Source organism: Mycobacterium sp. (genome assembly GCF_002863225.1).
Lineage (GTDB): Bacteria > Actinomycetota > Actinomycetes > Mycobacteriales > Mycobacteriaceae > Mycobacterium.
Genome location: NZ_PKEK01000034.1, coordinates 15,138 through 36,328, shown reverse-complemented (window position 1 = coordinate 36,328; position 21,191 = coordinate 15,138). Strand labels below are relative to the sequence as shown.

23 protein-coding genes and 1 pseudogene are annotated in these 21,191 nt (G+C 67.6%); 8 read left to right on the top strand and 16 right to left on the bottom strand.

The annotated features are described in order from the left end of the window. Positions 1 to 80: 80 nt before the first annotated feature. Positions 81 to 1,134: pseudogene (locus tag CYU59_RS07970) on the top strand (NAD(P)-dependent oxidoreductase). Between the two features lie 61 nt (positions 1,135 to 1,195). Here the strand turns inward: CYU59_RS07970 and CYU59_RS07965 are convergent. Genes CYU59_RS07965 through CYU59_RS07940 form a run of 6 tightly spaced genes read right to left on the bottom strand, consistent with a single transcriptional unit; the run spans position 1,196 to position 5,364 of the window. Next, entirely contained in the window at positions 1,196 to 1,798 is a 603-nt protein-coding gene (locus tag CYU59_RS07965) for a methylated-DNA--[protein]-cysteine S-methyltransferase (RefSeq protein WP_292981390.1), read from the bottom strand. Further along, positions 1,785 to 2,270 (bottom strand): sigma-70 family RNA polymerase sigma factor, encoded by a 486-nt coding sequence (locus CYU59_RS07960; protein WP_292981387.1) that lies wholly within the window; start codon positions 2,268 to 2,270, stop codon positions 1,785 to 1,787. The genes CYU59_RS07965 and CYU59_RS07960 overlap by 14 nt, the downstream gene beginning before the upstream one ends. Positions 2,271 to 2,276: 6 nt before the next feature. Further along, complete coding sequence (locus CYU59_RS07955) at positions 2,277 to 2,804, bottom strand: methylated-DNA--[protein]-cysteine S-methyltransferase (protein ID WP_292981385.1); 528 nt, start codon at positions 2,802 to 2,804, stop codon at positions 2,277 to 2,279. A 31-nt stretch (positions 2,805 to 2,835) separates the two neighbouring features. Then, the gene (locus CYU59_RS07950) at positions 2,836 to 3,540 is read right to left on the bottom strand and encodes a haloacid dehalogenase type II (RefSeq protein WP_292981383.1); all 705 of its coding nucleotides are present in this window, start codon (positions 3,538 to 3,540) and stop codon (positions 2,836 to 2,838) included. A 10-nt stretch (positions 3,541 to 3,550) separates the two neighbouring features. Beyond that, positions 3,551 to 4,348 (bottom strand): family 1 encapsulin nanocompartment shell protein, encoded by a 798-nt coding sequence (locus CYU59_RS07945; RefSeq protein ID WP_292981380.1) that lies wholly within the window; start codon positions 4,346 to 4,348, stop codon positions 3,551 to 3,553. After that, a complete protein-coding gene (locus CYU59_RS07940; protein ID WP_292981377.1) occupies positions 4,345 to 5,364 on the bottom strand; it encodes a Dyp-type peroxidase in 1,020 nt (339 codons plus the stop codon). Before CYU59_RS07940 ends, CYU59_RS07945 begins: the two co-directional genes overlap by 4 nt. Positions 5,365 to 5,414: 50 nt before the next feature. On the opposite strand from CYU59_RS07940, the gene CYU59_RS07935 reads away from it, so the two are divergent. After that, on the top strand, positions 5,415 to 6,671 hold the full coding sequence (locus CYU59_RS07935; protein WP_292981374.1) for a M18 family aminopeptidase: 1,257 nt from the start codon (positions 5,415 to 5,417) through the stop codon (positions 6,669 to 6,671). Here the strand turns inward: CYU59_RS07935 and CYU59_RS07930 are convergent. After that, complete coding sequence (locus CYU59_RS07930; protein ID WP_292981371.1) at positions 6,668 to 7,063, bottom strand: nuclear transport factor 2 family protein; 396 nt, start codon at positions 7,061 to 7,063, stop codon at positions 6,668 to 6,670. The genes CYU59_RS07935 and CYU59_RS07930 overlap by 4 nt on opposite strands. Positions 7,064 to 7,302: 239 nt before the next feature. Between CYU59_RS07930 and purL the strand changes: the two genes are divergently transcribed. The 5 genes from purL (at position 7,303) to purM (ending at position 14,572) form a co-directional block, all read left to right on the top strand. Continuing rightward, complete coding sequence (purL, locus tag CYU59_RS07925; RefSeq protein WP_292981368.1) at positions 7,303 to 9,597, top strand: phosphoribosylformylglycinamidine synthase subunit PurL; 2,295 nt, start codon at positions 7,303 to 7,305, stop codon at positions 9,595 to 9,597. After that, positions 9,594 to 11,291 carry an alpha/beta hydrolase gene (locus tag CYU59_RS07920; RefSeq protein ID WP_292981365.1) on the top strand — a complete coding sequence of 566 codons (1,698 nt, stop codon included), beginning with the start codon at positions 9,594 to 9,596 and terminating at the stop codon, positions 11,289 to 11,291. The genes purL and CYU59_RS07920 overlap by 4 nt, the downstream gene beginning before the upstream one ends. 3 nt (positions 11,292 to 11,294) lie before the next feature. Beyond that, positions 11,295 to 11,699 (top strand): sterol carrier family protein, encoded by a 405-nt coding sequence (locus tag CYU59_RS07915; protein WP_292981362.1) that lies wholly within the window; start codon positions 11,295 to 11,297, stop codon positions 11,697 to 11,699. 164 nt (positions 11,700 to 11,863) lie between these two features. Then, positions 11,864 to 13,423, top strand: coding sequence for an amidophosphoribosyltransferase (purF, locus tag CYU59_RS07910; protein ID WP_292981359.1), 1,560 nt, complete (start codon positions 11,864 to 11,866; stop codon positions 13,421 to 13,423). Positions 13,424 to 13,489: 66 nt separating this feature from the next. Then, entirely contained in the window at positions 13,490 to 14,572 is a 1,083-nt protein-coding gene (gene purM / locus CYU59_RS07905) for a phosphoribosylformylglycinamidine cyclo-ligase (RefSeq protein WP_292981356.1), read from the top strand. Between the two features lie 36 nt (positions 14,573 to 14,608). On the opposite strand, the gene CYU59_RS07900 is transcribed toward purM, so the two are convergent. Together CYU59_RS07900 and CYU59_RS07895 are read right to left on the bottom strand one after the other, a co-directional pair. Beyond that, the gene (locus tag CYU59_RS07900) at positions 14,609 to 14,776 is read right to left on the bottom strand and encodes a DUF3073 domain-containing protein (protein ID WP_292981353.1); all 168 of its coding nucleotides are present in this window, start codon (positions 14,774 to 14,776) and stop codon (positions 14,609 to 14,611) included. A gap of 135 nt (positions 14,777 to 14,911) precedes the next feature. Further along, complete coding sequence (locus CYU59_RS07895; protein ID WP_292981350.1) at positions 14,912 to 15,994, bottom strand: folate-binding protein YgfZ; 1,083 nt, start codon at positions 15,992 to 15,994, stop codon at positions 14,912 to 14,914. 39 nt (positions 15,995 to 16,033) lie between these two features. Here CYU59_RS07895 and CYU59_RS07890 point away from each other — a divergent pair, with 39 nt between their 5' ends. Further along, complete coding sequence (locus CYU59_RS07890) at positions 16,034 to 16,915, top strand: aminodeoxychorismate lyase (RefSeq protein WP_292981347.1); 882 nt, start codon at positions 16,034 to 16,036, stop codon at positions 16,913 to 16,915. 262 nt (positions 16,916 to 17,177) lie between these two features. Here the strand turns inward: CYU59_RS07890 and CYU59_RS07885 are convergent, their stop codons facing one another. The 7 genes from CYU59_RS07885 to lmeA form a co-directional block, all read right to left on the bottom strand. Continuing rightward, the gene (locus CYU59_RS07885; RefSeq protein ID WP_292981344.1) at positions 17,178 to 17,861 is read right to left on the bottom strand and encodes an FABP family protein; all 684 of its coding nucleotides are present in this window, start codon (positions 17,859 to 17,861) and stop codon (positions 17,178 to 17,180) included. 122 nt (positions 17,862 to 17,983) lie between these two features. Then, the gene (locus CYU59_RS07880; protein WP_292981341.1) at positions 17,984 to 18,286 is read right to left on the bottom strand and encodes a DUF1416 domain-containing protein; all 303 of its coding nucleotides are present in this window, start codon (positions 18,284 to 18,286) and stop codon (positions 17,984 to 17,986) included. A 2-nt stretch (positions 18,287 to 18,288) separates the two neighbouring features. Next, the gene (locus CYU59_RS07875) at positions 18,289 to 19,122 is read right to left on the bottom strand and encodes a sulfurtransferase (protein WP_292981338.1); all 834 of its coding nucleotides are present in this window, start codon (positions 19,120 to 19,122) and stop codon (positions 18,289 to 18,291) included. A 20-nt stretch (positions 19,123 to 19,142) separates the two neighbouring features. Continuing rightward, positions 19,143 to 19,604, bottom strand: coding sequence for a DUF4395 domain-containing protein (locus CYU59_RS07870; RefSeq protein WP_292981336.1), 462 nt, complete (start codon positions 19,602 to 19,604; stop codon positions 19,143 to 19,145). A gap of 96 nt (positions 19,605 to 19,700) precedes the next feature. Beyond that, on the bottom strand, positions 19,701 to 19,820 hold the full coding sequence (locus tag CYU59_RS28975; RefSeq protein ID WP_363114123.1) for an Ms5788A family Cys-rich leader peptide: 120 nt from the start codon (positions 19,818 to 19,820) through the stop codon (positions 19,701 to 19,703). Next, positions 19,817 to 20,236, bottom strand: a complete 420-nt coding sequence (locus CYU59_RS07865) for a thioredoxin family protein (RefSeq protein WP_292981333.1) — start codon at positions 20,234 to 20,236, stop codon at positions 19,817 to 19,819. Before CYU59_RS07865 ends, CYU59_RS28975 begins: the two co-directional genes overlap by 4 nt. Then, the gene (lmeA, locus tag CYU59_RS07860; RefSeq protein ID WP_292981329.1) at positions 20,233 to 21,045 is read right to left on the bottom strand and encodes a mannan chain length control protein LmeA; all 813 of its coding nucleotides are present in this window, start codon (positions 21,043 to 21,045) and stop codon (positions 20,233 to 20,235) included. The genes CYU59_RS07865 and lmeA overlap by 4 nt, the downstream gene beginning before the upstream one ends. Positions 21,046 to 21,191: the final 146 nt, after the last annotated feature.

The following is a 21,191-nucleotide window of genomic DNA, read 5'->3' as shown; positions in this document are numbered from 1 at the left end:
ATCGACGTTACGAGCATGTTACTCTCGTTTTTAGAGAATGTCATATCCGTTTGCTGCGGTCGATGCCGATCTGAGGGACGATGACCGAGAAGGTGCTTGTCACGGGGGGTTTTCGGTCTCGTCGGATCCCAGACCGTCCGGCAGCTGGCCGGTAACGGTCATCGCGTGATCGCGACCGACCTCGGAACCCCGGCGCAGCGCGAGGCGGCGCTGCCGGCGGGCGCCGAGGCCCGCTGGGCCGATCTCACCGACCCGCGCCAGGTCGACCAACTGATCGCCGACGTGGAACCGACGGCGATCGTTCATCTGGCCGCCGTGATCCCGCCTGCGGTGTACCGCAGCCGCGAACTCGGCCGCATAGTCAACGTCGACGCCACGGTCGCGTTGATTCGCGCGGCGCAGGCGCAGCCGCGGCCGCCCCGACTGGTGCTGGCCTCCAGCAACGCCGTGTACGGGTCGCGCAATCCGCATCGCCATCCGGAACGGTTGACCGTCGACTCGCCCCTGCGACCGGCCGACCTCTACGGCGCCCACAAGGTCGAGGCCGAAAACCAGCTCCGTGCTTCGGGTTTGGAGTGGGTGATCCTGCGTCTCGGCGGAGTGATCAGTATCGAGCCAGGCGCGATGCCGTTCAGCACCGACGCGCTGTTCTTCGAGAGCGCACTGCCGGCCGATGGGCGGATTCACACCGTCGACGTCCGGGACGTGGCCTCCGCGTTCGCCGCGGCGACCACCGCCGACGTCGTCGGCGAGACGCTGCTGATCGCCGGTGACGACTCCCATCTGCTTCGGCAGAAAGACGTCGGTCCAGCGCTGGCCGCGGCGCGCGGGCTGTCGGACGTGCTGCCCGCCGGCCGGCCCGGTGACCCAGACAACGACGAAACCTGGTTCGTCACAGACTGGTTGGACACCACCCGCGCCCAGCAGGCGTTGTCGTTCCAGCGTCACTCGTGGCCCGAGATGCTTGCCGAGGCACATGCCGCGGTCGGGTGGCGGCGCTACCCGATGGCACTGATCTCGCCGATTGCGCGGCTCGTACTCGAGCGACGATCTGCCTACCGGGACGCACCGGGCGAATACGCCGATCCGTGGAGCGCGATTCGCTCCCGCCTTGGTGAACCCAGGCCTGACTAGCTCGCCGTCGAATCCCGGTATTTCTCAAGAAGTCTGAGCCATACTTCGCTGGCCATGGGAGTCATCCGACTCCCTCCAGATCGAGCAACGCGCGTTTGGCAGCCGGCCCGCCGCGGTAGTTGCCCATCGTGCCGTCGGAGCGGATCACCCGATGACACGGCACCACGACGGGGATGGGGTTCGTCGCACAGGTCGTCCCGACAGCACGAACTGCCTTGGGAGAACCGGAAAGTCGGGCTAGGGTGCCGTAACTGGCGGTGCTGCCGTAGCCGATGTCGTGAGCCAGGTGCTCGAGGACGATGCGGCGGAACCCAGTGGAGAGCTGCCAATCCAGTGGCACCTCGAAGGCGCGCCGACGTCCCCCGAAGTACTCGTCGAGTTGTCGCGCAACGGAATCGAGGCGGGCGGGCGCGTGCAACAGTCGGGAACTGATCCGGTCGGACAGGTTCTGCAGCACCCCGTCGTGGCCTTCGTTGCCGAACGCCACGCGCACCAGCCCGGCCGGTGTCGCGGCGATCAGCAGTGCGCCGACCGGGGAGTCCACGATTCGGTACGCGACGTCGAGCGCGTCGTCGCGTTCGGCTGCTGCCGCCAGCCGGGCGTGCAGGCGGGCGAGGTCGTTCTCGTCGACCGGGCAGTTCCCGATCAGGTCAACGCTGTTCATGCTCAGCCTCCGTGATGGGCGAGTAAATGCGCCGCAGCGTCGCGATGCCGTCGGCGGCCGCGCGGCGGGTGGCGGCCGCGGTGCTGCCGACGATCGGGGCGATCTCGGCGTAAGGCAGCCCGGCCAGATAGTGGTAGGCCACCGCCTGGCGCTGCCTGGGCGGAAGCTCGGCAACCGCCTCGGTCAGATCGGCATGCCGGTTGTCGACATGATCCGGCCGGTCCGGAGCGTCCGGTACCGGCGTCGCCCGGCGCGCGGTGGCGCGCACGATGTCGATCGCCTTACGGTGAGCGATCGTGACCAGCCACGCCTCGACATTCGCGTCGCCCGGCAGGTCCGGATAGGCCTTCATCGCCGCCAGGAATGTCTCCGACCACGCGTCGTCAGCGTCGGCGTGACCGAGCACGGCGCGTGCCACTCGCAGCACGCTGGCGCCGTGTCGGGCGACGATGCTCTCGAATGGCGGCTTCACGATCGGCTACCAGAGTGCCTGAGGCGCAACGGGTATCGCTTTCTCCAGCTCCAGTAGGTAGCGCTTACGTTCGAGGCCGCCGGCGTATCCGGTGAGCTTGCCGGTGGATCCGACGACGCGGTGGCAGGGGACGAAGATCGACAACGGGTTGTGGCCGACGAATCCGCCGACCGCGCGCGGGCTGATGCCGTTTCCGAGCTCACGGGCGAGCGCCCCGTAGGTGGTGGTGCGACCGTATGGAATCTCGGTCAGCAGCCGCCAGAGCTGCTGGGCCCGTTCGCTGCCCACGGGTTTGAGAGCGATGTCGAAATTACGCCGCGTGCCGGCGAAGTATTCGTTCAGCTGGGTGATGGCGCCATCGAATTCGCCGTCGACCGCCGGCTCGACCTGTGGCCCGAAGCCGGTCTGATCCGGATTGGTCCAGTGCCCGGGGTAGTAGAGCCCGGTCAATCCGTCGTCGTCGCGCACCACCGTCAGAGGCCCGATCGGTGAGTCGATGACGACGTGACGGGTCGTCGCAGTGATGGTGGACATCTGAGCCTCCGGTGGTCGGTCGAATCGCTTTCTACCCGGTAGACGTTGGGCGCGCGCCGTTTGTGAGGTGGGCCGTCAGATCGAGCAGGTCGGTCGCGACGATCGTCGGCCGCGGCAAGCCGTGTACCGGCAGTGCGGCATTGCCGGGCCGGGTGATCAGCGCACCGCTGTACCCCACGGACTGCGCACCGATCGTGTCCCAGACATGCGCTGCGACCATCATGCACTCCGACGGGGCCACGCCGAGCTGCTCGCAGACATACCGGTAGGTCGACGGCGCAGGCTTGAACGCGCGACAAGCATCCACGCTGAACTGCCGCTCGAACAGCCCACTCAATCCGGCATGCTCCAAGGGGCTGGGGCGCGCCGGATCAGGCGGGGAGTTGGTCAACGTGACAAGCCGAAAGCCCTTGTCGCGCAGAGCAGTCAACCCCTCTGCGGTGTCGACATGTGCGGGCATGGTGAGCATCGCGTGCTTCAGCTCGTCGACGTCGTCGTCCGAGATGTCGACGCCGCGGGTGGCCGCGACCATCCGCAGGACACCCTGACCCAGGGTGAAGAAGTCGATGTAATGCCCAGACGACGTCACCGTCATCGAGTACAGGACCAACTGGGCGAACCACTCTCGCATGGTTCCCGCATCCCCGAAGATGCGCGCGAAAACCGGGGTCAGCGAGTCGATGTCGATGAGCGTCTCGTTGACGTCGAACACGAGAACCGGTGGAGCATCGGTCATCGTCAGAGCACTAGACGCTCAACGCGACCGAAGCTTCGGCGGTGTAGTTCAGGAAAGTGAGGGTCTCCTGCAGGTAGAGATCTACCGTGTCGGCGTTGTGTGTGAGGTAGCCGATCGATACATCGGTGCCCAGCTGAAGATCAAAATCCCCACCCCGGGTGGTCAATACGAATGCACCGTCGATCGCGGGCGCCCAGATGATGTCGCCGTTGACCAGCCTGTTGATGTGCTCGAGGATCGGATAGCCGTGCTCGGTCGTCTCGCTCACCTTGGTGTAGACGTCGGCGGACAGCAACACCGAGTAGGGGCCGTCGACACCGGCAAGCCGCAGTTCGGACAACGCCTGGGTGATGATGTCCGGGATTGCACGGGGGTCTTCGGGCAACTTCAACGGCGGGTTGCTGCTGGCTTTGCGAATGCCCTCGATGGATGCGGCGGCATAGCCCTCGAAGATGGCCCGGTCTTCGGCGAATGCCAGCTTCTTGGCGGCCTCCTTCACCGGATCCCAGTCGGAATCCTGCGACCCGCGCTCCACGTCGTCGATCTCCGAACGCGACAGTGTAAACGGAACCCGAAGCCGCACAAGCGGTTTGCTGGCACGAAGATGAGTTGTCACGCCATCGGAGGGCGCATCGACGTCGAGCAGCCGTCCGGTGCTGACCGCGGCGGCCGTCGGCCCGGCCGGGTCGCTGACGTCGACCACCCGCCGCCCGGCGATGTGCCGTTTGAACGTTCGCCTCGCCTCGACTTCGATTTCGTCCCAGGCCTCTTCGGTGATCGGAGCGAGGTCGCGGTACAGGTTGTTCATTGCGGGGTTCCTTTCAAACTGCCGATCGCCAACGAGCCATCCGCGGATGTCTTGAGTATCGCCGGGGCCGCCACCGCCGAGATCGGCAGCTCCGGGGGGTCGTCGAGGAAGTCGACGGTGGGGGAGAAGAACAATCCACCGGTGACCGCGGTGGAGAAGTCGAGGATCCGATCGGTGTTGCCGGGCGGATCGCCGAGAAACATGTTGTGCAGCATCTGCTCGGTCACCCGCGGCGTGCGCGAATAGCCGATGAAGTAGGTGCCGAATTCGCCCTTGCCGAGCTCACCGAAGGGCATGTTGTGGCGCACGATCTTGAGCTCGGTTCCGTCGTCGTCGGTGATCACATTGAGCGCGATGTGCGCGTTGGCCGGCTTCTCGTCGTCGTCGAGTTCGAGGTCCTCAAGTTTGGTCCGGCCGATGACATGTTCCTGCTCGCTGACCGACAGCGAATCCCACGAACCGATGTCGTGCAGGTACTTCTGGACGTGCACGTAGCTGCCGCCGGCGAACTGCGGGTCCTCGTTGCCGACGCTGGTCGACGAAACCGCCAGTGCGCCATCAGGATTCTCGGTGCCGTCGACGAAGCCGAGCAGGTCACGGTTGTCGAAGAACCGGAAGCCGTGCACCTCGTCGACCACGGTCACCGCGCCGACCATCGAACGCAGGATGTTGTTGGCCAACTCGAAGCACACATCCAGCGTCTCGGCCCGCACGTGGAACAACAGGTCGCCGGCAGTAGCCGGGGCGGTGTGGCTCGGACCCTCCAGCGCGACGAACGGGTGCAGTTCGGCCGGCCGGGGGCCGTCGAACAACCGGTCCCAGGCATGCGAACCGATCGAGGTGATCACCGAAAGCTTCTTCGCTGGGTCGCGAAAACCAGTTGACCGCACCAAACCCGAGATCCCGGACAGTGCTTCGTGCACGACCTCCTCGCCGCCCGGGTCGATGGTGACCACCAGGAATATCGCGGCCGGCGTCAGCGGCGCGAGCACCTGCTGCGGTTGCGGGGTGGGCACGCCATTGACCCTAACGTTTCGGGGGGAGCCGTGATGAAAAGATGGGTCCCATGGCGGCCACCGCGACAGGGCTCTGCGAATTCATCGACGCGTCCCCGTCGCCGTTCCACGTCTGCGCCACCGTGGCGGCCCGGTTGCGCACGGCCGGTTTCGCCGAACTCGCCGAGGTCGACGAGTGGCCGCGGGCGGGCAAGTTCTACACGGTGCGAGCCGGGTCGCTGGTGGCCTGGGACAGCACCGGCTCGGGCGCCCGCCCGTTCCGGGTGATCGGCGGTCACACCGACAGCCCCAATCTGCGGCTCAAGCAACATCCCGACCGCGGGGTGGCGGGCTGGCACGTCGTCGCGCTGGAGCCGTACGGCGGTGCCTGGCTGAACTCGTGGCTGGATCGCGACCTCGGTGTCAGCGGCCGGTTGTCGGTGCGCGAGGGCACCGGGATCACGCATCGGCTGGTCCGCGTCGACGATCCGGTCTTGCGGGTGCCGCAGCTGGCCATCCACCTGGCGGAGGATCGAAAGTCACTGACCCTCGATCCGCAGCGGCACGTCAACGCGGTGTGGTCGGCCGGCGCCGGGACCCGCTCGTTCCTCGGTTACGTCGCCGAATACGCCGGTGTCGATCCCGATGACGTGCTCGGAGCCGACCTGATGACCCACGACCTGACGCCGTCGCGGCTGATCGGAGTCGAGGACGACTTCGTCAGCGCCCCGCGGCTGGACAACCAGGCGTCGTGCTACGCCGGCCTGGAGGCCCTGCTGGACGCCGAATCCGACGCCTACCTGCCGGTGCTGGCCCTGTTCGACCACGAAGAGGTGGGGTCCACCTCGGATCACGGCGCCGACTCGGAGCTGCTGCTGAGCACGCTGGAGCGCATCGTGCTGGCCGGCGGTGGTGGGCGCGAGGACTTCCTGCGACGGATCTCCGGCTCGATGGTGGCGTCGGCGGACATGGCCCACGCCACACACCCCAACTACCCCGAACGGCACGAGCCGGGGCATCTGATCGCGGTCAACGGTGGCCCGGTGCTCAAAGTGCATCCGAATCTGCGGTACGCCACCGACGGTCGCACCGCGGCGGCGTTCGCGCTGGCCTGCCGGCAGGCCGGGGTGCCGCTGCAACGCTACGAGCACCGCGCCGATCTGCCGTGCGGTTCGACGATCGGCCCGATGACTGCGGCCCGGACCGGGATCGCTACGGTCGACGTCGGCGCCCCTCAACTCGCGATGCACTCGGCACGAGAGTTGATGGGCGCCAACGATGTTCCTGCTTACGCCGCGGCACTGCGGGCGTTCTTGTCGCCCGCTTAGACGAACACCGGGTCGTAGCGGATCACGTTCTCCACCACGATGCCGTCACGGGTGCGCACCCGGTCCAGCCCGCGAATCGTGATCGGCCCGTTCGGGCCGGTGGCCTTTCCGACGTAATGCAGGAAGAACAGTTCTTCACCCGGCGTCGCCCCGGGCGCCGTCGCGCTGTCGACAAGCTCGAGTCTCAGGTCGGGCGCCACCGCGAGCAGGTCGGCAATCTTCTGGGTGTAGGCCTTGAAACCCCGCACCGGCGCGTCGTCGCCGGGCCAGTAGCCGACGATGTCGTCGGCCAGGATGTCCATATCGGCCGACATGCTGGGCGCTGCCCAGAATGCGGCGAAGAACTCCGGGCTGAATCGCGCTGCGGGAGAAGCGGTTTTGGTATCGGTCATCATTCCTCCTGGATTTGTCAGTGGTCAGGATCGAAGTCTGTCCGGCGCTTAGACGCCGCACAATTACCTCCGAGGTCATCGCCGGCGGTCCGGGGGGAGCGTGGACGACCGTCGTCGAGATCGACGTTGCGCCGGAGACGTTCGAGAGGAGACCTGCGGAACGTCGATTTCGGCGTCCGCCGACATCCGATGCGGCGCTTGCGGGGCATCGACAGATGAACGCCACCTAGACTGTGTGCGTGACGTCAGGGCTCACCCACGCGACCGATACCGTCGAGCGGGCCGCGGCCACCCCTGACCAGCCGCAACCGTTCCGCGAACTCGGCCTCAAGGACGACGAGTACCAGCGGATTCGCGACATCCTCGGCCGCCGCCCGACCGATGCCGAGCTGGCGATGTACTCGGTGATGTGGAGCGAGCACTGCTCGTACAAGTCGTCCAAAGTGCACCTGCGGTACTTCGGCGAGACCACCACCGACGAGATGCGGGCCGGCATGCTGGCCGGCATCGGTGAGAACGCCGGCGTCGTCGACATCGGTGACGGGTGGGCGGTCACCTTCAAAGTCGAGTCGCACAACCACCCCTCCTATGTGGAGCCCTACCAGGGTGCCGCCACCGGCGTCGGCGGCATCGTCCGCGACATCATGGCGATGGGGGCCCGGCCGGTCGCGGTGATGGATCAGCTGCGCTTTGGTGCCGCCGACGCCCCCGACACCCGACGCGTCCTCGACGGCGTGGTGCGCGGCATCGGTGGTTACGGCAACTCACTCGGCCTGCCCAACATCGGCGGTGAGACCGTCTTCGACGCCTGCTATGCCGGCAACCCGCTGGTGAACGCGCTGTGCGTCGGTGTGCTGCGCAAGGAAGACCTGCATCTGGCCTTCGCCTCGGGCGCCGGCAACAAGATCATCCTGTTCGGCGCACGGACCGGCCTCGACGGCATCGGCGGTGTGTCGGTGCTGGCCTCGGAAACGTTCGGCGGCGACGAATCCGGTTCGGGTCGAAAGAAGCTCCCCTCGGTGCAGGTCGGCGACCCGTTCACCGAGAAGGTGCTCATCGAGTGTTGCCTCGAGCTGTATGCCGCGGGGCTGGTGATCGGCATCCAAGACCTCGGCGGGGCCGGGTTGTCCTGTGCCACATCTGAACTCGCGTCAGCCGGAGACGGCGGCATGGCGATCGAGCTCGACACCGTGCCGTTGCGGGCCAAGGACATGACGCCCGCTGAGATCCTCTCCAGCGAGTCGCAGGAGCGGATGTGCGCTGTCGTCGCGCCGGAGAACGTCGACGCCTTCATGGCGGTGTGCCGCAAGTGGGAAGTGCTGGCCACCACGATCGGTGAGGTCACCGACGGCGACCGGCTGCAGATCACCTGGCACGGCGAGACGGTGGTCGACGTGCCACCGCGCACCGTCGCCCACGAAGGGCCGGTGTACCAGCGTCCGGTCGCGCGGCCCGAGTCGCAGGACGCGCTGATCGCCGACACCTCGGCGGGGCTCGAGCGGCCGGCTTCCGGTGACGAGTTGCGCGCGACTTTGCTTGCGCTGCTGGGCAGTCCGCATCTGTGCAGCCGCGCGTTCATCACCGAGCAGTACGACCGCTACGTGCGCGGCAACACGGTGCTGGCCGAGCATGCCGACGGCGGGGTGTTGCGCATCGACGAGTCGACCGGTCGCGGTGTCGCGGTGTCGACCGACGCGTCCGGCCGCTACACGCTGCTCGATCCCTACGTCGGAGCGCAGCTTGCGCTGGCCGAGGCCTACCGCAACGTCGCGGTCACCGGTGCCACGCCGGTCGCGGTGACCAACTGCCTGAATTTCGGCTCGCCCGAAGATCCCGGGGTGATGTGGCAGTTCTCCCAGGCGGTCCGCGGCCTAGCGGATGGTTGTGTGGCACTGGGCATTCCGGTCACCGGCGGCAACGTCAGCTTCTACAACCAGACCGGGTCTACGGCGATCATGCCCACCCCCGTCGTCGGGGTTCTCGGCGTGATCGACGACGTGACCCGGCGTATCCCGACGGCGATGGGTACCGAGCCGGGGGAGACGCTGATCCTGCTCGGCGACACCCGTGACGAACTCGACGGCTCGATCTGGGCGCAGGTCACCGCCGATCATCTGGGCGGCCGCCCGCCCGCTGTGGATCTGGCGCGCGAGCGACTACTGGGCGAGGTGTTGAGCGCCGCATCGCGGGACGGGCTGGTATCCGCGGCGCACGACCTGTCCGAGGGCGGACTGGCTCAGGCGATCGTCGAATCCGCGTTGGCCGGTGAAACGGGTTGTCGCATAGTGCTTCCCGAAGGTGCCGACCCCTTTGTCGCGCTGTTCTCCGAATCGTCGGGCCGGGTGCTGGTCGCGGTGCCGCGCACCGAAGAAAGCCGCTTCACGTCGATGTGCGAAGCGCGGGGACTGCCCGCCACCCGGATCGGGGTCGTCGACCAAGGTTCGGACGCGGTCGAATTCCAGGACTTGTTCACGGTGTCACTGGCCGAGTTGCGCAGCACGTCCGAAGGGGTGCTGGCCGCCCTGCTGCGATGAGTGCTCAGCCCAGCGGACCCCATCCGCTCCTGCTGTGGGGATGGAGCCTGCTCCGACTGAAGTTCGTCGGGGTGGCGTTCGGCGCGCTGTTCTTCTGCCTGTCGTTGACGCCGTCACTGGTTCCGCGAGAATGGTTGTTCCAGGGGCTGATTGGCGGGGTGAACGCCGCCTTCGGCTACGGCCTCGGTGTGCTGATCGGCCGAATCGTCTACCGCCTGCTGCTGCGCGGAGCCCGCTGGTGGCCACCGTCGCCCCGGGTGCTGTGGTGGATGAAGGCCGCGGTCGTGGTGATCGCCCCGACCGCATGCGTCCTGATGCTCATCCCGGCCGCGGCCTGGCAGCGGCAGCTGTCCGCCCTGATGGGTATCGAGGGCCCGACGAGTCCGGGCTACCTGCGCACGCTTGCCGTCGCGGCGGCCGTCAGTGCGCTACTGGTGTCGGCGTTCCGGGTGCTGATCGACGTCGTCAAGTTGTTGGCGCGCAAGCTGATTCGGCGCTGGCATCTGCATGACGAGGTGGCGCTGTTCATCGGCACCGCGGTCGTGGTGGTACTGCTGGTCACGCTCTTCGACGGCGTACTGGTCCGCGGCTTCTTCGCCGGTGCCAACGCGATCTTCCAGCCGCAGGACAGCGCGACCCCCACGGGTGTGTCGCAACCGCAGGTGCCGGAAAAGTCTGGCAGTCCAACGTCATTGGCGGCCTGGGACACGCTGGGATACCAGGGCCGGGACTTCGTCGGAACCGGCCCGCACGCCGCCGACCTCGCGAAGATCAACGGCAAACCCGCCAAGGAACCGATCCGGGTGTACGCCGGACTGCACACCGCTCCCGACGACCACGGCCGGCTCGACGTCCTCGTCGACGAGCTCGAACGAACCGGCGCATTCACCCGCAAGGTCCTGATCATCGCGCCGACCACCGGCACCGGCTGGATCAATCCGGTCGCGGCCAGATCGGTCGAGACGATGTACAACGGCGACACCGCCATCGTCGGCCTGCAGTACTCCTACCTGCCGAGCTGGATCTCGTTCCTCGCCGACAAGCAGAAGTCGATGGATTCCGGCCGGATGCTGATCAACGCCGTTCACGACCGCTGGACCCAACTGCCGCCCGAGCGGCGGCCGAAGCTGATGCTCTACGGCGAGAGCCTGGGCTCGATGGCCGGCCAGGCCGCGTTCGGCTGGCTGCCCGACATCCGGCGAATGGGGTTCGACGCGGTGCTGTGGGTCGGGCCGCCGCAGGAGAGCACGCTGTGGCGTGCCCTGATCGACCGCCGCGATCCCGGCACCACCGAAGTCCAACCGCGTTACGACAACGGGCGGACCGTCCGGTTCTCCCAAGCCAACGACCCGCCAGACGTCACCCAGGTCATCGGGCCGCCGTGGACCGGCACCCGGGTGCTGTTCCTGCAGCACCCGTCCGACCCCGTGGTCTGGTGGTCGCCGGACCTGCTCTTCAGCCGGCCGGCCTGGCTCTCCGAGCCCCCGGGTCACGATCGCAGCGAGGCGATGCAATGGAGTCCTGTGGTGACGTTCTGGCAGGTCAGCGCTGACCTGACCAATGCCGAAGGGGTCCCCGGCGGGCACGGGCACAACTACAGCAACGACATCCTGGACGGCTGGGCCGCGGTGGCCCCGCCGGACGGCTGGACCGCGGCCGACACCGAGCGCGTGCGGGCCGCGCTCAAGGGCTGAGCCGTGCCACCGCGTCGCAACGCCGACCCGGCTCAGACCCGCGCCGCCGTCGAAATGCTCGAAGGCTGGCTGCGCGACGAGACCAGCCCCGCGCCGAGCCGCGCGGACCTGGCCGCGGCGGTCCGGCTCACCGCTCGCACGCTGGCCGCCGAGGCGCCCGGAGCCAGCGTCGAGGTGCGCATTCCGCCGTTGGTGGCGGTGCAGTGCATCGACGGGCCACGACACACCCGTGGCACCCCGCCCAACGTCGTCGAGGCCGACCCGCGAACCTGGCTGCTGCTGGCAACGGGCCTTCTGGAGATGTCCGACGCGACGGGCGCCGGGGCGCTGAAACTATCCGGTTCGCGCGCCGCAGAGATCGGGGCGTGGCTGCCGGTCGTGCGGTTGAGCGATCCCGGTCACACCTGACGGTGGCCCCTGTGGCGGATGCGACATTTGCGAATTCTTGGGGCTGCTGAGCTGGGGACTTTCGCTGCGACATGCGGCAACACGCGCGTGCAATTCGCGTCTGCGCCCCGCACGTCCGTAGACTCCATCCAGTCACCATCCGTTCCCTGGGGAGCCGCCGCACCGTGACCGTCCAGACAGCTGACACCTCTGAGTGCGTAGAGAACCCGCCCCGCGAAGAATGCGGTGTGTTCGGAGTCTGGGCGCCCGGCGAAGAAGTCGCCAAGATGACCTACTACGGCCTCTACGCGCTGCAACATCGCGGCCAGGAGGCGGCTGGCATCGCCGTTGCCGATGGGTCGCAAGTGCTGGTGTTCAAGGATCTCGGCCTGGTCAGTCAGGTCTTCGACGAGCAGACCCTGGCCGCGATGGAAGGTCACGTCGCCGTCGGGCACTGCCGGTACTCCACCAGCGGCCAGCCGACGTGGGAGAACGCTCAGCCGGTCTTCCGCACCACCGCGGCCGGCACCGGAGTTGCGTTGGGCCACAACGGCAACCTGGTGAACAGTGCTGAGCTCGTCGCCCGTTGCCGCGAGGCCGGGCTGCTGAACTCCCGCGTCCCCGGCGCGGCCACCACCGACTCCGACATGCTGGGCGCGTTGTTGGCCCACGGCGCCGCCGATTCCAGCCTGGAGCAGGCCGCCCTCGAACTGCTGCCGACCGTGCGTGGCGCCTTCTGCCTGACCTTCATGGACGAGAACACCCTGTACGCCGCGCGCGACCCGTTCGGCGTACGGCCGCTGTGCCTGGGCCGGCTGGACCGCGGCTGGGTCGTGGCGTCGGAGACCGCCGCCCTCGACATCGTCGGCGCATCGTTTGTCCGCGAAATCGAACCCGGCGAGCTGCTGGCGATCGACGCCGACGGCGTTCGGTCAGCCCGGTTCGCCAACCCCGAGCCCAAGGGCTGCATCTTCGAATACGTCTACCTGGCTCGACCCGACAGCACGATCTCCGGCCGGTCGGTGCACGGCGCTCGACTCGAGATCGGCCGACGACTGGCCCGCGAACACCAGATCGACGCCGACCTGGTGATCGGTGTGCCGGAATCCGGCATCCCCGCCGCGGTCGGCTATGCGCAGGAGTCCGGCATCCCTTACGGCCAGGGTCTGATGAAGAACGCCTACGTCGGGCGCACTTTCATCCAGCCGTCGCAAACCATCCGTCAACTCGGAATCCGGCTGAAGTTAAATCCGCTCAAGGAAGTCATCCGCGGCAAGCGGCTGATCGTCGTCGACGACTCCATCGTCCGCGGCAACACCCAGCGCGCGCTGGTCAGGATGCTGCGCGAGGCCGGAGCGGTCGAAGTCCACGTGCGGATCGCGTCACCGCCGGTGAAGTGGCCGTGCTTCTACGGCATCGACTTCCCGTCGCCGGCCGAACTGATCGCCAACGCCGTCGAGGACGAAGACGAAATGCTCGAGGCGGTCCGGCACGCCATCAACGCCGACACGCTCGGATACATCTCGTTGCGAGGGCTCGTTGCCGCCACCGAGCAACCCACGTCGCGGCTGTGCTCGGCCTGCTTCGACGGCCGGTACCCGATCGAATTGCCAAGCGAGACAGCGCTTGGCAAGAACGTCATCGAGCAGATGCTCGCCAACGCCGCCCGCGGCGCCGGGCATTCGGACATCTCGGTCGGCCTGTCCCCGGAGGCCGAGCAGGCCTCCGTCCTGCAGCATCCCTGATCTCGCCGGGCGATCCAGCGGGTGGGAGATACCCGCGACGGTCGTCGACCGGTAGCCTTTAGCGCGATGACCGCCCGCGGAAAAGACCCGGCCACGCCGGGCGCTACTTATGCATCGGCCGGAGTCGACATCGAAGCCGGTGACCGCGCCGTCGAGTTGTTCAAGCCGTTGGCGTCCAAAGCCACCCGTCCCGAGGTGATCGGCAAGCTCGGCGGCTTCGCCGGGCTGTTCGCGTTACGCGGCGACTACCGCGAGCCACTGCTGGCCGCGTCCACCGACGGGGTCGGCACCAAGTTGGCCGTGGCCCAGGCGATGGACAAACACGACACCGTCGGCCTGGACCTGGTGGCGATGGTGGTCGACGACCTGGTGGTCTGCGGCGCCGAGCCGTTGTTCCTGCTCGACTACATCGCGCTCGGCCGCATCGTGCCCGAGCGGCTCAACGCGATCGTCGGCGGCATCGCCGAGGGATGCGTGCGAGCGGGCTGCGCCCTCCTGGGAGGCGAAACCGCCGAGCACCCCGGTCTGATCGAGCCGGACCACTACGACATCTCGGCCACCGGCGTCGGCGTGGTCGAAGCAGAGGACGTGCTGGGGCCCGAACGGGTCAAGCCCGGCGACGTGCTGATCGCGATGGGATCGTCCGGCCTGCACTCCAACGGTTACTCGCTGGCCCGCAAGGTCTTGCTGGAGATCGACCGGGGCAACCTGGAAGGTTACGTCGAGGAGTTCGGCCGCACGCTGGGCGAGGAGCTGCTGGAGCCGACCATCATCTACGCCAAGGACTGCCTCGCGCTGTCCGCCGAGACGCAGGTCCGCACGTTCTGCCACGTCACCGGTGGCGGGCTGGCCGGCAATCTGGAGCGCGTGATCCCCAACGGCCTGCTCGCCGAGGTGGATCGCGGCACCTGGACGCCGGCGCCGGTGTTCGCGATGATCGCCCAGCGCGGCCGCGTCTCGCGTAGCGAGATGGAGAAGACCTTCAACATGGGTGTCGGCATGATCGCGGTCGTCGCACCGGAGGACACCGATCGCGCGCTGGCCATTTTGACGGCCCGGCACCTGAACAGCTGGGTCCTGGGCACGATCAACAAAGGTGGAAAAGGCGGTCCCCGGGCCAAATTGGTCGGGCAGCACCCAAGGTTCTAGACGACGGCTCGCGGTCGGGGCCGGCCGCGGGATGCCTCAGTGGCGCTCGTCAACCCAGGGGTCGTCGCCCTCCGACTGGTCAGCGTCCTGATCGCCCGACCCAGACAGCTCCTGCCGAAGCCGATCGAAATCGGTCTGCGGTGAGCTGTATTTAAGGTCTCGAGCGACCTTGGTCTGCTTCGCCTTAGCCCGGCCACGGCCCATTGGGGGAGCCCCCTTACGCAATAACGGAGCGGCCCAACAAGAAGGCGGCTCCGATCACTTGTCTTTATTGTCCTGTCGAGAGTCTACCGTGCCCGCTGGCTGCGTGCTGTTGCGCCCCGCACCCGGCAAACAACGTCATCGGACCGTTCCGCGCAACCGCTCGACGGCCACCCGACCGGCGCCCGGCCCGTCAACGGTCGGAAGCGAACCGGCGTCGATCATCGCAGCGACGGCCGCGTCGCCGCCGGTGCTCAGCGCGGTGTCGGCCGGTATCCCACGTTTCACCAAAGCCAGCGCCACCGGCCCGTAATCGACGTGGTCGGCAACCGTCCCGAGTCGACCCACCGATCGGCCGCCGGCCAGCACCGGATCGCCGGTAGCCGGTCGGTCGACCGACCCGTCCAGGTGCAGCAGCACCAGCATCCGCGGCGGTTTGCCCAGGTTGTGCACCCGGGCAACGGTCTCCTGGCCGCGATAGCAGCCTTTGTCCAGGTGCACCGCACCGCCGATCCAGCCCACCTCGTGCGGGATGGTGCGCTCGTCGGTGTCGACGCCGAGCCGCGGGCGCACCGCCGCGACCCGAAGGGCTTCGTAGGCCCACACCCCGGCCGGGCGCACCCCGGCATCGGTCAGCCGGCGGCGCACGTCCTGGGACTGCGCGCGGTCCACGAGGACGTCGAGCTCGATCTGGCCCTGGCCGGCTGCCCGCATGCGACGCGCAAAACCGCCGCCGCGCAACGGCATCGCGGTCGATTCGGTGGGCAGCGCGTCCACGCCGAGCGCGTCGAGCACTGCCGGGTCGTCGAGTTGTGGGCCCAGCAGCGACAGCACCGCCAGGTCGGCGGTGGCCGGCGTCACCTGGGCCCAGAACACCATCTTGCTCAGGTACGCGAGCAGCGGGTCGGCACGCCACGGCTCGGTGTCGAGGTAGGTGACACCGTCGAGCTCGGTCTGGATCCAGTGGTCTTCGATCCGGCCCTGCCCGTCCAGGCTGAGGTTCTGGGTGGTGGCGCCGTCGGGCAGCTCGCTGACGTGCTGCGTGGAAATGCTGTGCAGCCAGCTCTTGCGGTCGGCGCCGCTCAGCGTGAGGACGCCGCGGTGTGACCGATCGACCACGACGGCGCCGGTCTCGGCCGACCGTTGCTCGCCGAGCGGGTCGCCGTAGTGCCAGATCGCGCCGGCGTCGGGACCGGATTCGGGTGCGGGAACTGCGGACACATGTCAACTCTACGGGTCCACGGACTACTCTTTTCGTCCATGACTGGCCACCCCGGTGTCGTCGTCACCCTCGACGGCGAGCTGCACCCGCCGGGGGCGCCGCTGCTGTTCGCCGACGACCTCGCGGCAGTCCGCGGCGACGGCGTCTTCGAGACACTGCTGATCCGCGACGGCCGTGCCTGCCTGGTCGAGGCGCACCTTGGCCGGTTGGTCCACTCGGCCAAGCTGCTCGAGTTGCCCGAGCCTGACCTGGCGGCGTGGCGGCACGCGATCGATGTGGCAACGCGGCGCTGGGTCGACGACACCGCCGATGAGGCGGCGATGCGGCTGGTCTACAGCCGCGGGCGTGAGCGCGGCTCGTCGCCGACCGCATACGTCACCGTCAATCCGGTCGCCGCCCGCATCGCTGCGACCCGCCGCGACGGCATCGCCGCGATCACCTTGCCGCGCGAACTGCCGTCGGCCGGCGTCGAGCACATGCCATGGCTGGTGGCCGGCGCCAAAACGCTGTCCTATGCGATCAACATGGCCGCCCTGCGACATGCCGACCGCCACGGCGCCGGCGACGTCATCTTCGTCAGCTCGGACGGCTACATCCTGGAAGGCCCACGCTCGACCGTCGTGATCGCCACCCCCGGTGACGACGGCAACGTGTGCCTGCTGACGCCGCCGCCCTGGTATCCCATCCTGCGCGGCACCACCCAACAGGCGTTGTTCGGTGTCGCCCGGGCCAACGGTTACGACTGCGACTACCGGGCACTTCGTGTCGCTGATCTGCATGCCGCGCAAGGAATTTGGCTGGTATCGAGCATGACTCTGGCCGCCCGCGTGCACACGCTCGACGGACAGCCGCTCCCGCGCGCTCCGCTGACAGCTGAATTCACCGAGTTGGTGGACGCCGCGATCGTCAGCGATCGCTGAAATCAGTTGTCGGACTGGCCCGCAGCGGGTACCTTCGCCAGTACACAGGAGAGGAGGTGGTCCGAGAATTTGATAGCTTATTGGACTTGTGAGGTGGCTGCCCGCTAGCAGCACCAGGCGTGGATTCACCTGCGCGCGCTGGCGAATTCCCCGCAGTCACCCAGCCCCCGAGCCTCCGGTCTGTCCAACTGGAACTACGGCTCGGGGGCTGCCCATTTCGAGGGTCAGCCCGCAAACCTGTTGGGCATCAACCGGTATCAGATCAGCCGATAAACCGCGACAGCCGCGCGGACAGATGCGGAATCAATCCGCCGTCGGCGTCCACCCGCTCCTCGACATAAGCCAGGTCGCCGCCTTCGACGATGCCGTAGAGCCGTTTGGCCCCACCGACCAGCACTCCCGACCGGCTCCGGGCCAACGCGTCGGTGGCCAGCTCCCACGACGACTGGTTGAGCGGACGGCCGTAGAACAGCTCGACGTAGCCGGCGGAGTGTGCCAGTAGCAATTCGATGGCCTGTGACTCCGACGGGTCGTCGGGCTCGTTGACGAAGCGCCAATACCCGGTTTCACGCAGATCCGGCGCCTCGTATTCGCCGGTCTCGCCGATCCGCCACGATCGCGATTCCCAGTTCAGATATTCACCGCCGTCGTGGGAAACCACGATCTGCTGCCCGAACCGGTAGTCGCCGTCGGCGCCCCGACCTTCACCCTCGCCCCGCCACACCCCGACGAGCGGGAGCAGCGCCAGCAGCGCGTCGTTCAGGTTGGCGCCCTCGCGCAGATTCGCGGTGTCCGCCGGAACCGGCAGATCGTCGAAGCCCGAGATGTTGCGGGTGGCTGTCGCCTTCGCGCGTTCGGCCGCCGCCGCTACCGCGCGGTCCGCAGAACCGGGAATGGGGGCGGAACCGCCGTCGGGGCCGCCGTCGTCGGTCTCGGGGCTGCTCACGACTCGTCGGTGATCAGCCGGTACAGCGTGTACAGCGCGAACCACGAGATGAACACGACGGCCGCGACGAGCAAGATCTCGAAGAACAGAACCACAGTGACGATTCTAGTTCGGCGATGCGGTCAGGCGATCTTGACGTCGACCTCGTGGATGCCGGCGCCCTTCGGCTCGATGATCGCGTCGCCGTTACCCGCGGCCGACAGCGCGCGCAACGTCCACGACCCCGGCGCCGCGAAGAACCGGAAGTCACCGGTCGCCGATGCGACGACCTCGGCGGTGAACTCACCGGAGGAATCCAGCAGTCGCACGAACGAACCGCCTACGGCCTGGCCGGAGCCGTCCACCACACGGCCGGTGATGACTGTTTCCTTCTCCAGGTCGACGCTGGCCGGCAGAGTCTGTCCTTGCTTCGGCGCAGAGCACATAATCAGCTTCCCAATTCGATCGGGGCCCCAACCAGGGAGCCGTATTCGGTCCAACTGCCGTCGTAGTTCTTGACGTTCTTGTGGCCCAGTAATTCCTGCAAGACAAACCAGGTGTGCGACGAACGTTCCCCGATCCGACAGTAGGCAATCGTCTCCTTCGACCCATCGAGTCCGGCGTCGGCGTAGATCTTGGCCAGCTCGTCGTCGGACTTGAAGGTGCCGTCGTCGTTCGCGGCTTTGCTCCACGGCACGTTGATCGCGGTCGGGATGTGGCCGGGCCGTTGGCTCTGCTCCTGGGGCAGGTGAGCCGGGGCCAGGATCTTGCCGGAGAACTCGTCGGGTGAACGCACGTCGACCAGGTTCTTCTCGCTGATCGCGGCCAGCACCTCGTCGCGGAACGCGCGGATCGAGTTGTCCGCGGCTTTGGCGGTGTAGCTGGTGGCGGGCCGGTTCACCGTGTCGGTGGAAAACTCGCGGCCGTCGAGCGTCCACTTCTTGCGGCCGCCGTCGAGCAGCTTGACGTCCTCGTGGCCGTACAGCTTGAAGTACCAGTACGCGTAGGCGGCGAACCAGTTGTTGTTGCCGCCGTAGAGAACGACGGTGTCGCCGTTGGCGATACCGCGATCGCTGAGCAGCTTGGAGAACTGCTCGGCGTCGACGAAGTCGCGCCGGACGGGGTCCTGCAGGTCGGTGCGCCAGTCCAGCTTGACCGCACCGGCGATGTGACCGTCGTCGTAGGCGCTGGTGTCCTCGTCGACCTCGACGAAGACGACGTGATCGGCATCGAGATTGCTCTGGGCCCAGTCGGTGGAGACCAGGACGTCGGAGCGTGCCATATGGGGGATCCTTTCGATCGCTAGGAAGTGCTGTGGGCCGGCCTGAGGCGCGCCACGAGCGGGTAGAGCTGGCAGCCCAGGCAGATGGCGAAGGCCGCATTGAGGAAGGCGGCGACCAGGGCCGCCCCGGTGAGCACGACGCCGAACAGTGAAGCGCCGGTGGCAAATCCGATCGAGGCCGGGGCGGAGAAGATCAGCCCGACCAGCTGAGCGAACTTCAGCGGGGCGACAGGCTCGCGCTCGCGAACCGGGCTCAGCCGAGGAGCGACCAGCTTTGCGAAGACCAGGCCGTAGGGGTGCCGGCGCGGCCCGCCGATCGCGCCGATCGCGAAGACGACGCTCTGCAGACCCAGGATGATGGCGGCGGCCAGGGGGTTGATCCCGGACACCAGCAGGGTGATGACCAGCACCGCGGTGGTGATCCACGCCGCGAAGCGCGGCCCTCGGACGTCCACCTGATCGGGGGTCTTGGTGTTCGACATGACGGAAGCTCCTGAACTGCTCTATGCACGACTTTGTGGCGGCGCGCGCCACGGGGATTCTGGCTGCTCCGAGCGCGGCGCGAAAGGCGCGGCTACTCAGCAGCTACAACAACAGCAGCAGCCCGCGACGCGGCACAAATCAACTGCGCGGCGACTGGTGAGCATGAGCTCGAGGCGGGCGGACACGTCCAGCAGCTTACCCAATGGCGACGTCATGGGGCCAATAGCGGTGTCAGCGCCGAGCGCAGGTCATCGGCTTTGGGCACCCCCGACGTCCGGTAACGCTGCTTGCCGTCGGCGTCGAAGATGAAGGTGGTCGGTAGCGACAGCACCGAAAGACGGCGTGCCGCGCCGGGATTGGCGTCCATATCGATCTCGACGTGGGCCACCCGGTCGAGGTCCGCGCACACCTGATCGACCACACGGCGAACGTGACCACACGGTCCACACCACGATGCGCTGAAATGCACGACGGTCGGCCCGTCGGCGGACAAACCCAGGTCGGAGGTGTCGAGATCGTCCGAAGCCGTCGGATCGGTTGCCTGGACGCGGCCGGCTCGGCGAGTCATCAGCCAGCCGATGAGCGCCGCTGCCAGCAGCGCCGCCGAAACTGCCACCACAGCCGATGTCATGCCCTGTTGAACCCGTCGAGAGTGATCGTTAATCCCGTCGTGATGCCCTCGACGATCACGTCAGATCCGCGGGCGCCCTGGGTGGTCGGCTTCACCCCGAACGGCAGTCGCTGGTCGGACAACCGCCCGGCGAATGCGGCCAGTACGGCGTCCCGCTTGTCGTCGGGGACGGGTTGGTCGGCGGTGTTGGGCCCGGTGAGCACGCGGGTGGGAGCGAATACCAGCGTCGTCTGGTCGTCGCCGGCCATTGCGAGATCGACGGCGACACTGACCCGCTTGTCGAAATGGGCCGCTCGCGGCGTGCCGGTGAAGACCAGGTCATGGCTGCCGGAGATGCCGGATTCGGTGGTGCCGCCGGTGGCGTTGTTGGTGTCTTTGGAGGGGGCCTCGACGATGAGGTCGCGCATGCCGAGGAATTGGCCGAGGTATCGGGAGCCGATGATGATGCGGCTCTCCAGCTTGCCGACCGGCAGCTTGGCGTACGGCCTGAACAGCCATGACGAATCGGTCAGGTCGACGGAGTGCATGGTGGCCTCGAGAGTGGCCTTGCCGATCACCGGCCGATCGACCGCGGTTGCCTTGATCTCGACGTCTTCGTAGCGATGCCGCAATGCCTGAGGGATGAGGGGAAACGCGATGATCGCCACGAACGGGTCGAAGCCGAGGTGGGCGGTTTCCCGGACCGCGCGCGCCAGCCGGTACTCGGCGTAGATGCTGGTCCCGAAGTCGGCGCCGACGGCCGTCAGCAGCACAGCCAGCACAGCCGACAGCACCGCCGCCACGCCGACCAGTGCCTTCCGCATCCGCATATTGTGGCCTACCACCGAGTTCGGGTGCGCATCGTCGGTGTCCCGGTCCGCGTCCCGGTCCGCATCGTCACCGCGCTTGGTTGTGTGGCGCGGTTCGCCCCCTCGCCGCTGCGCGGCTGGGGGGACCCCCACCTCGGACCGTCCCG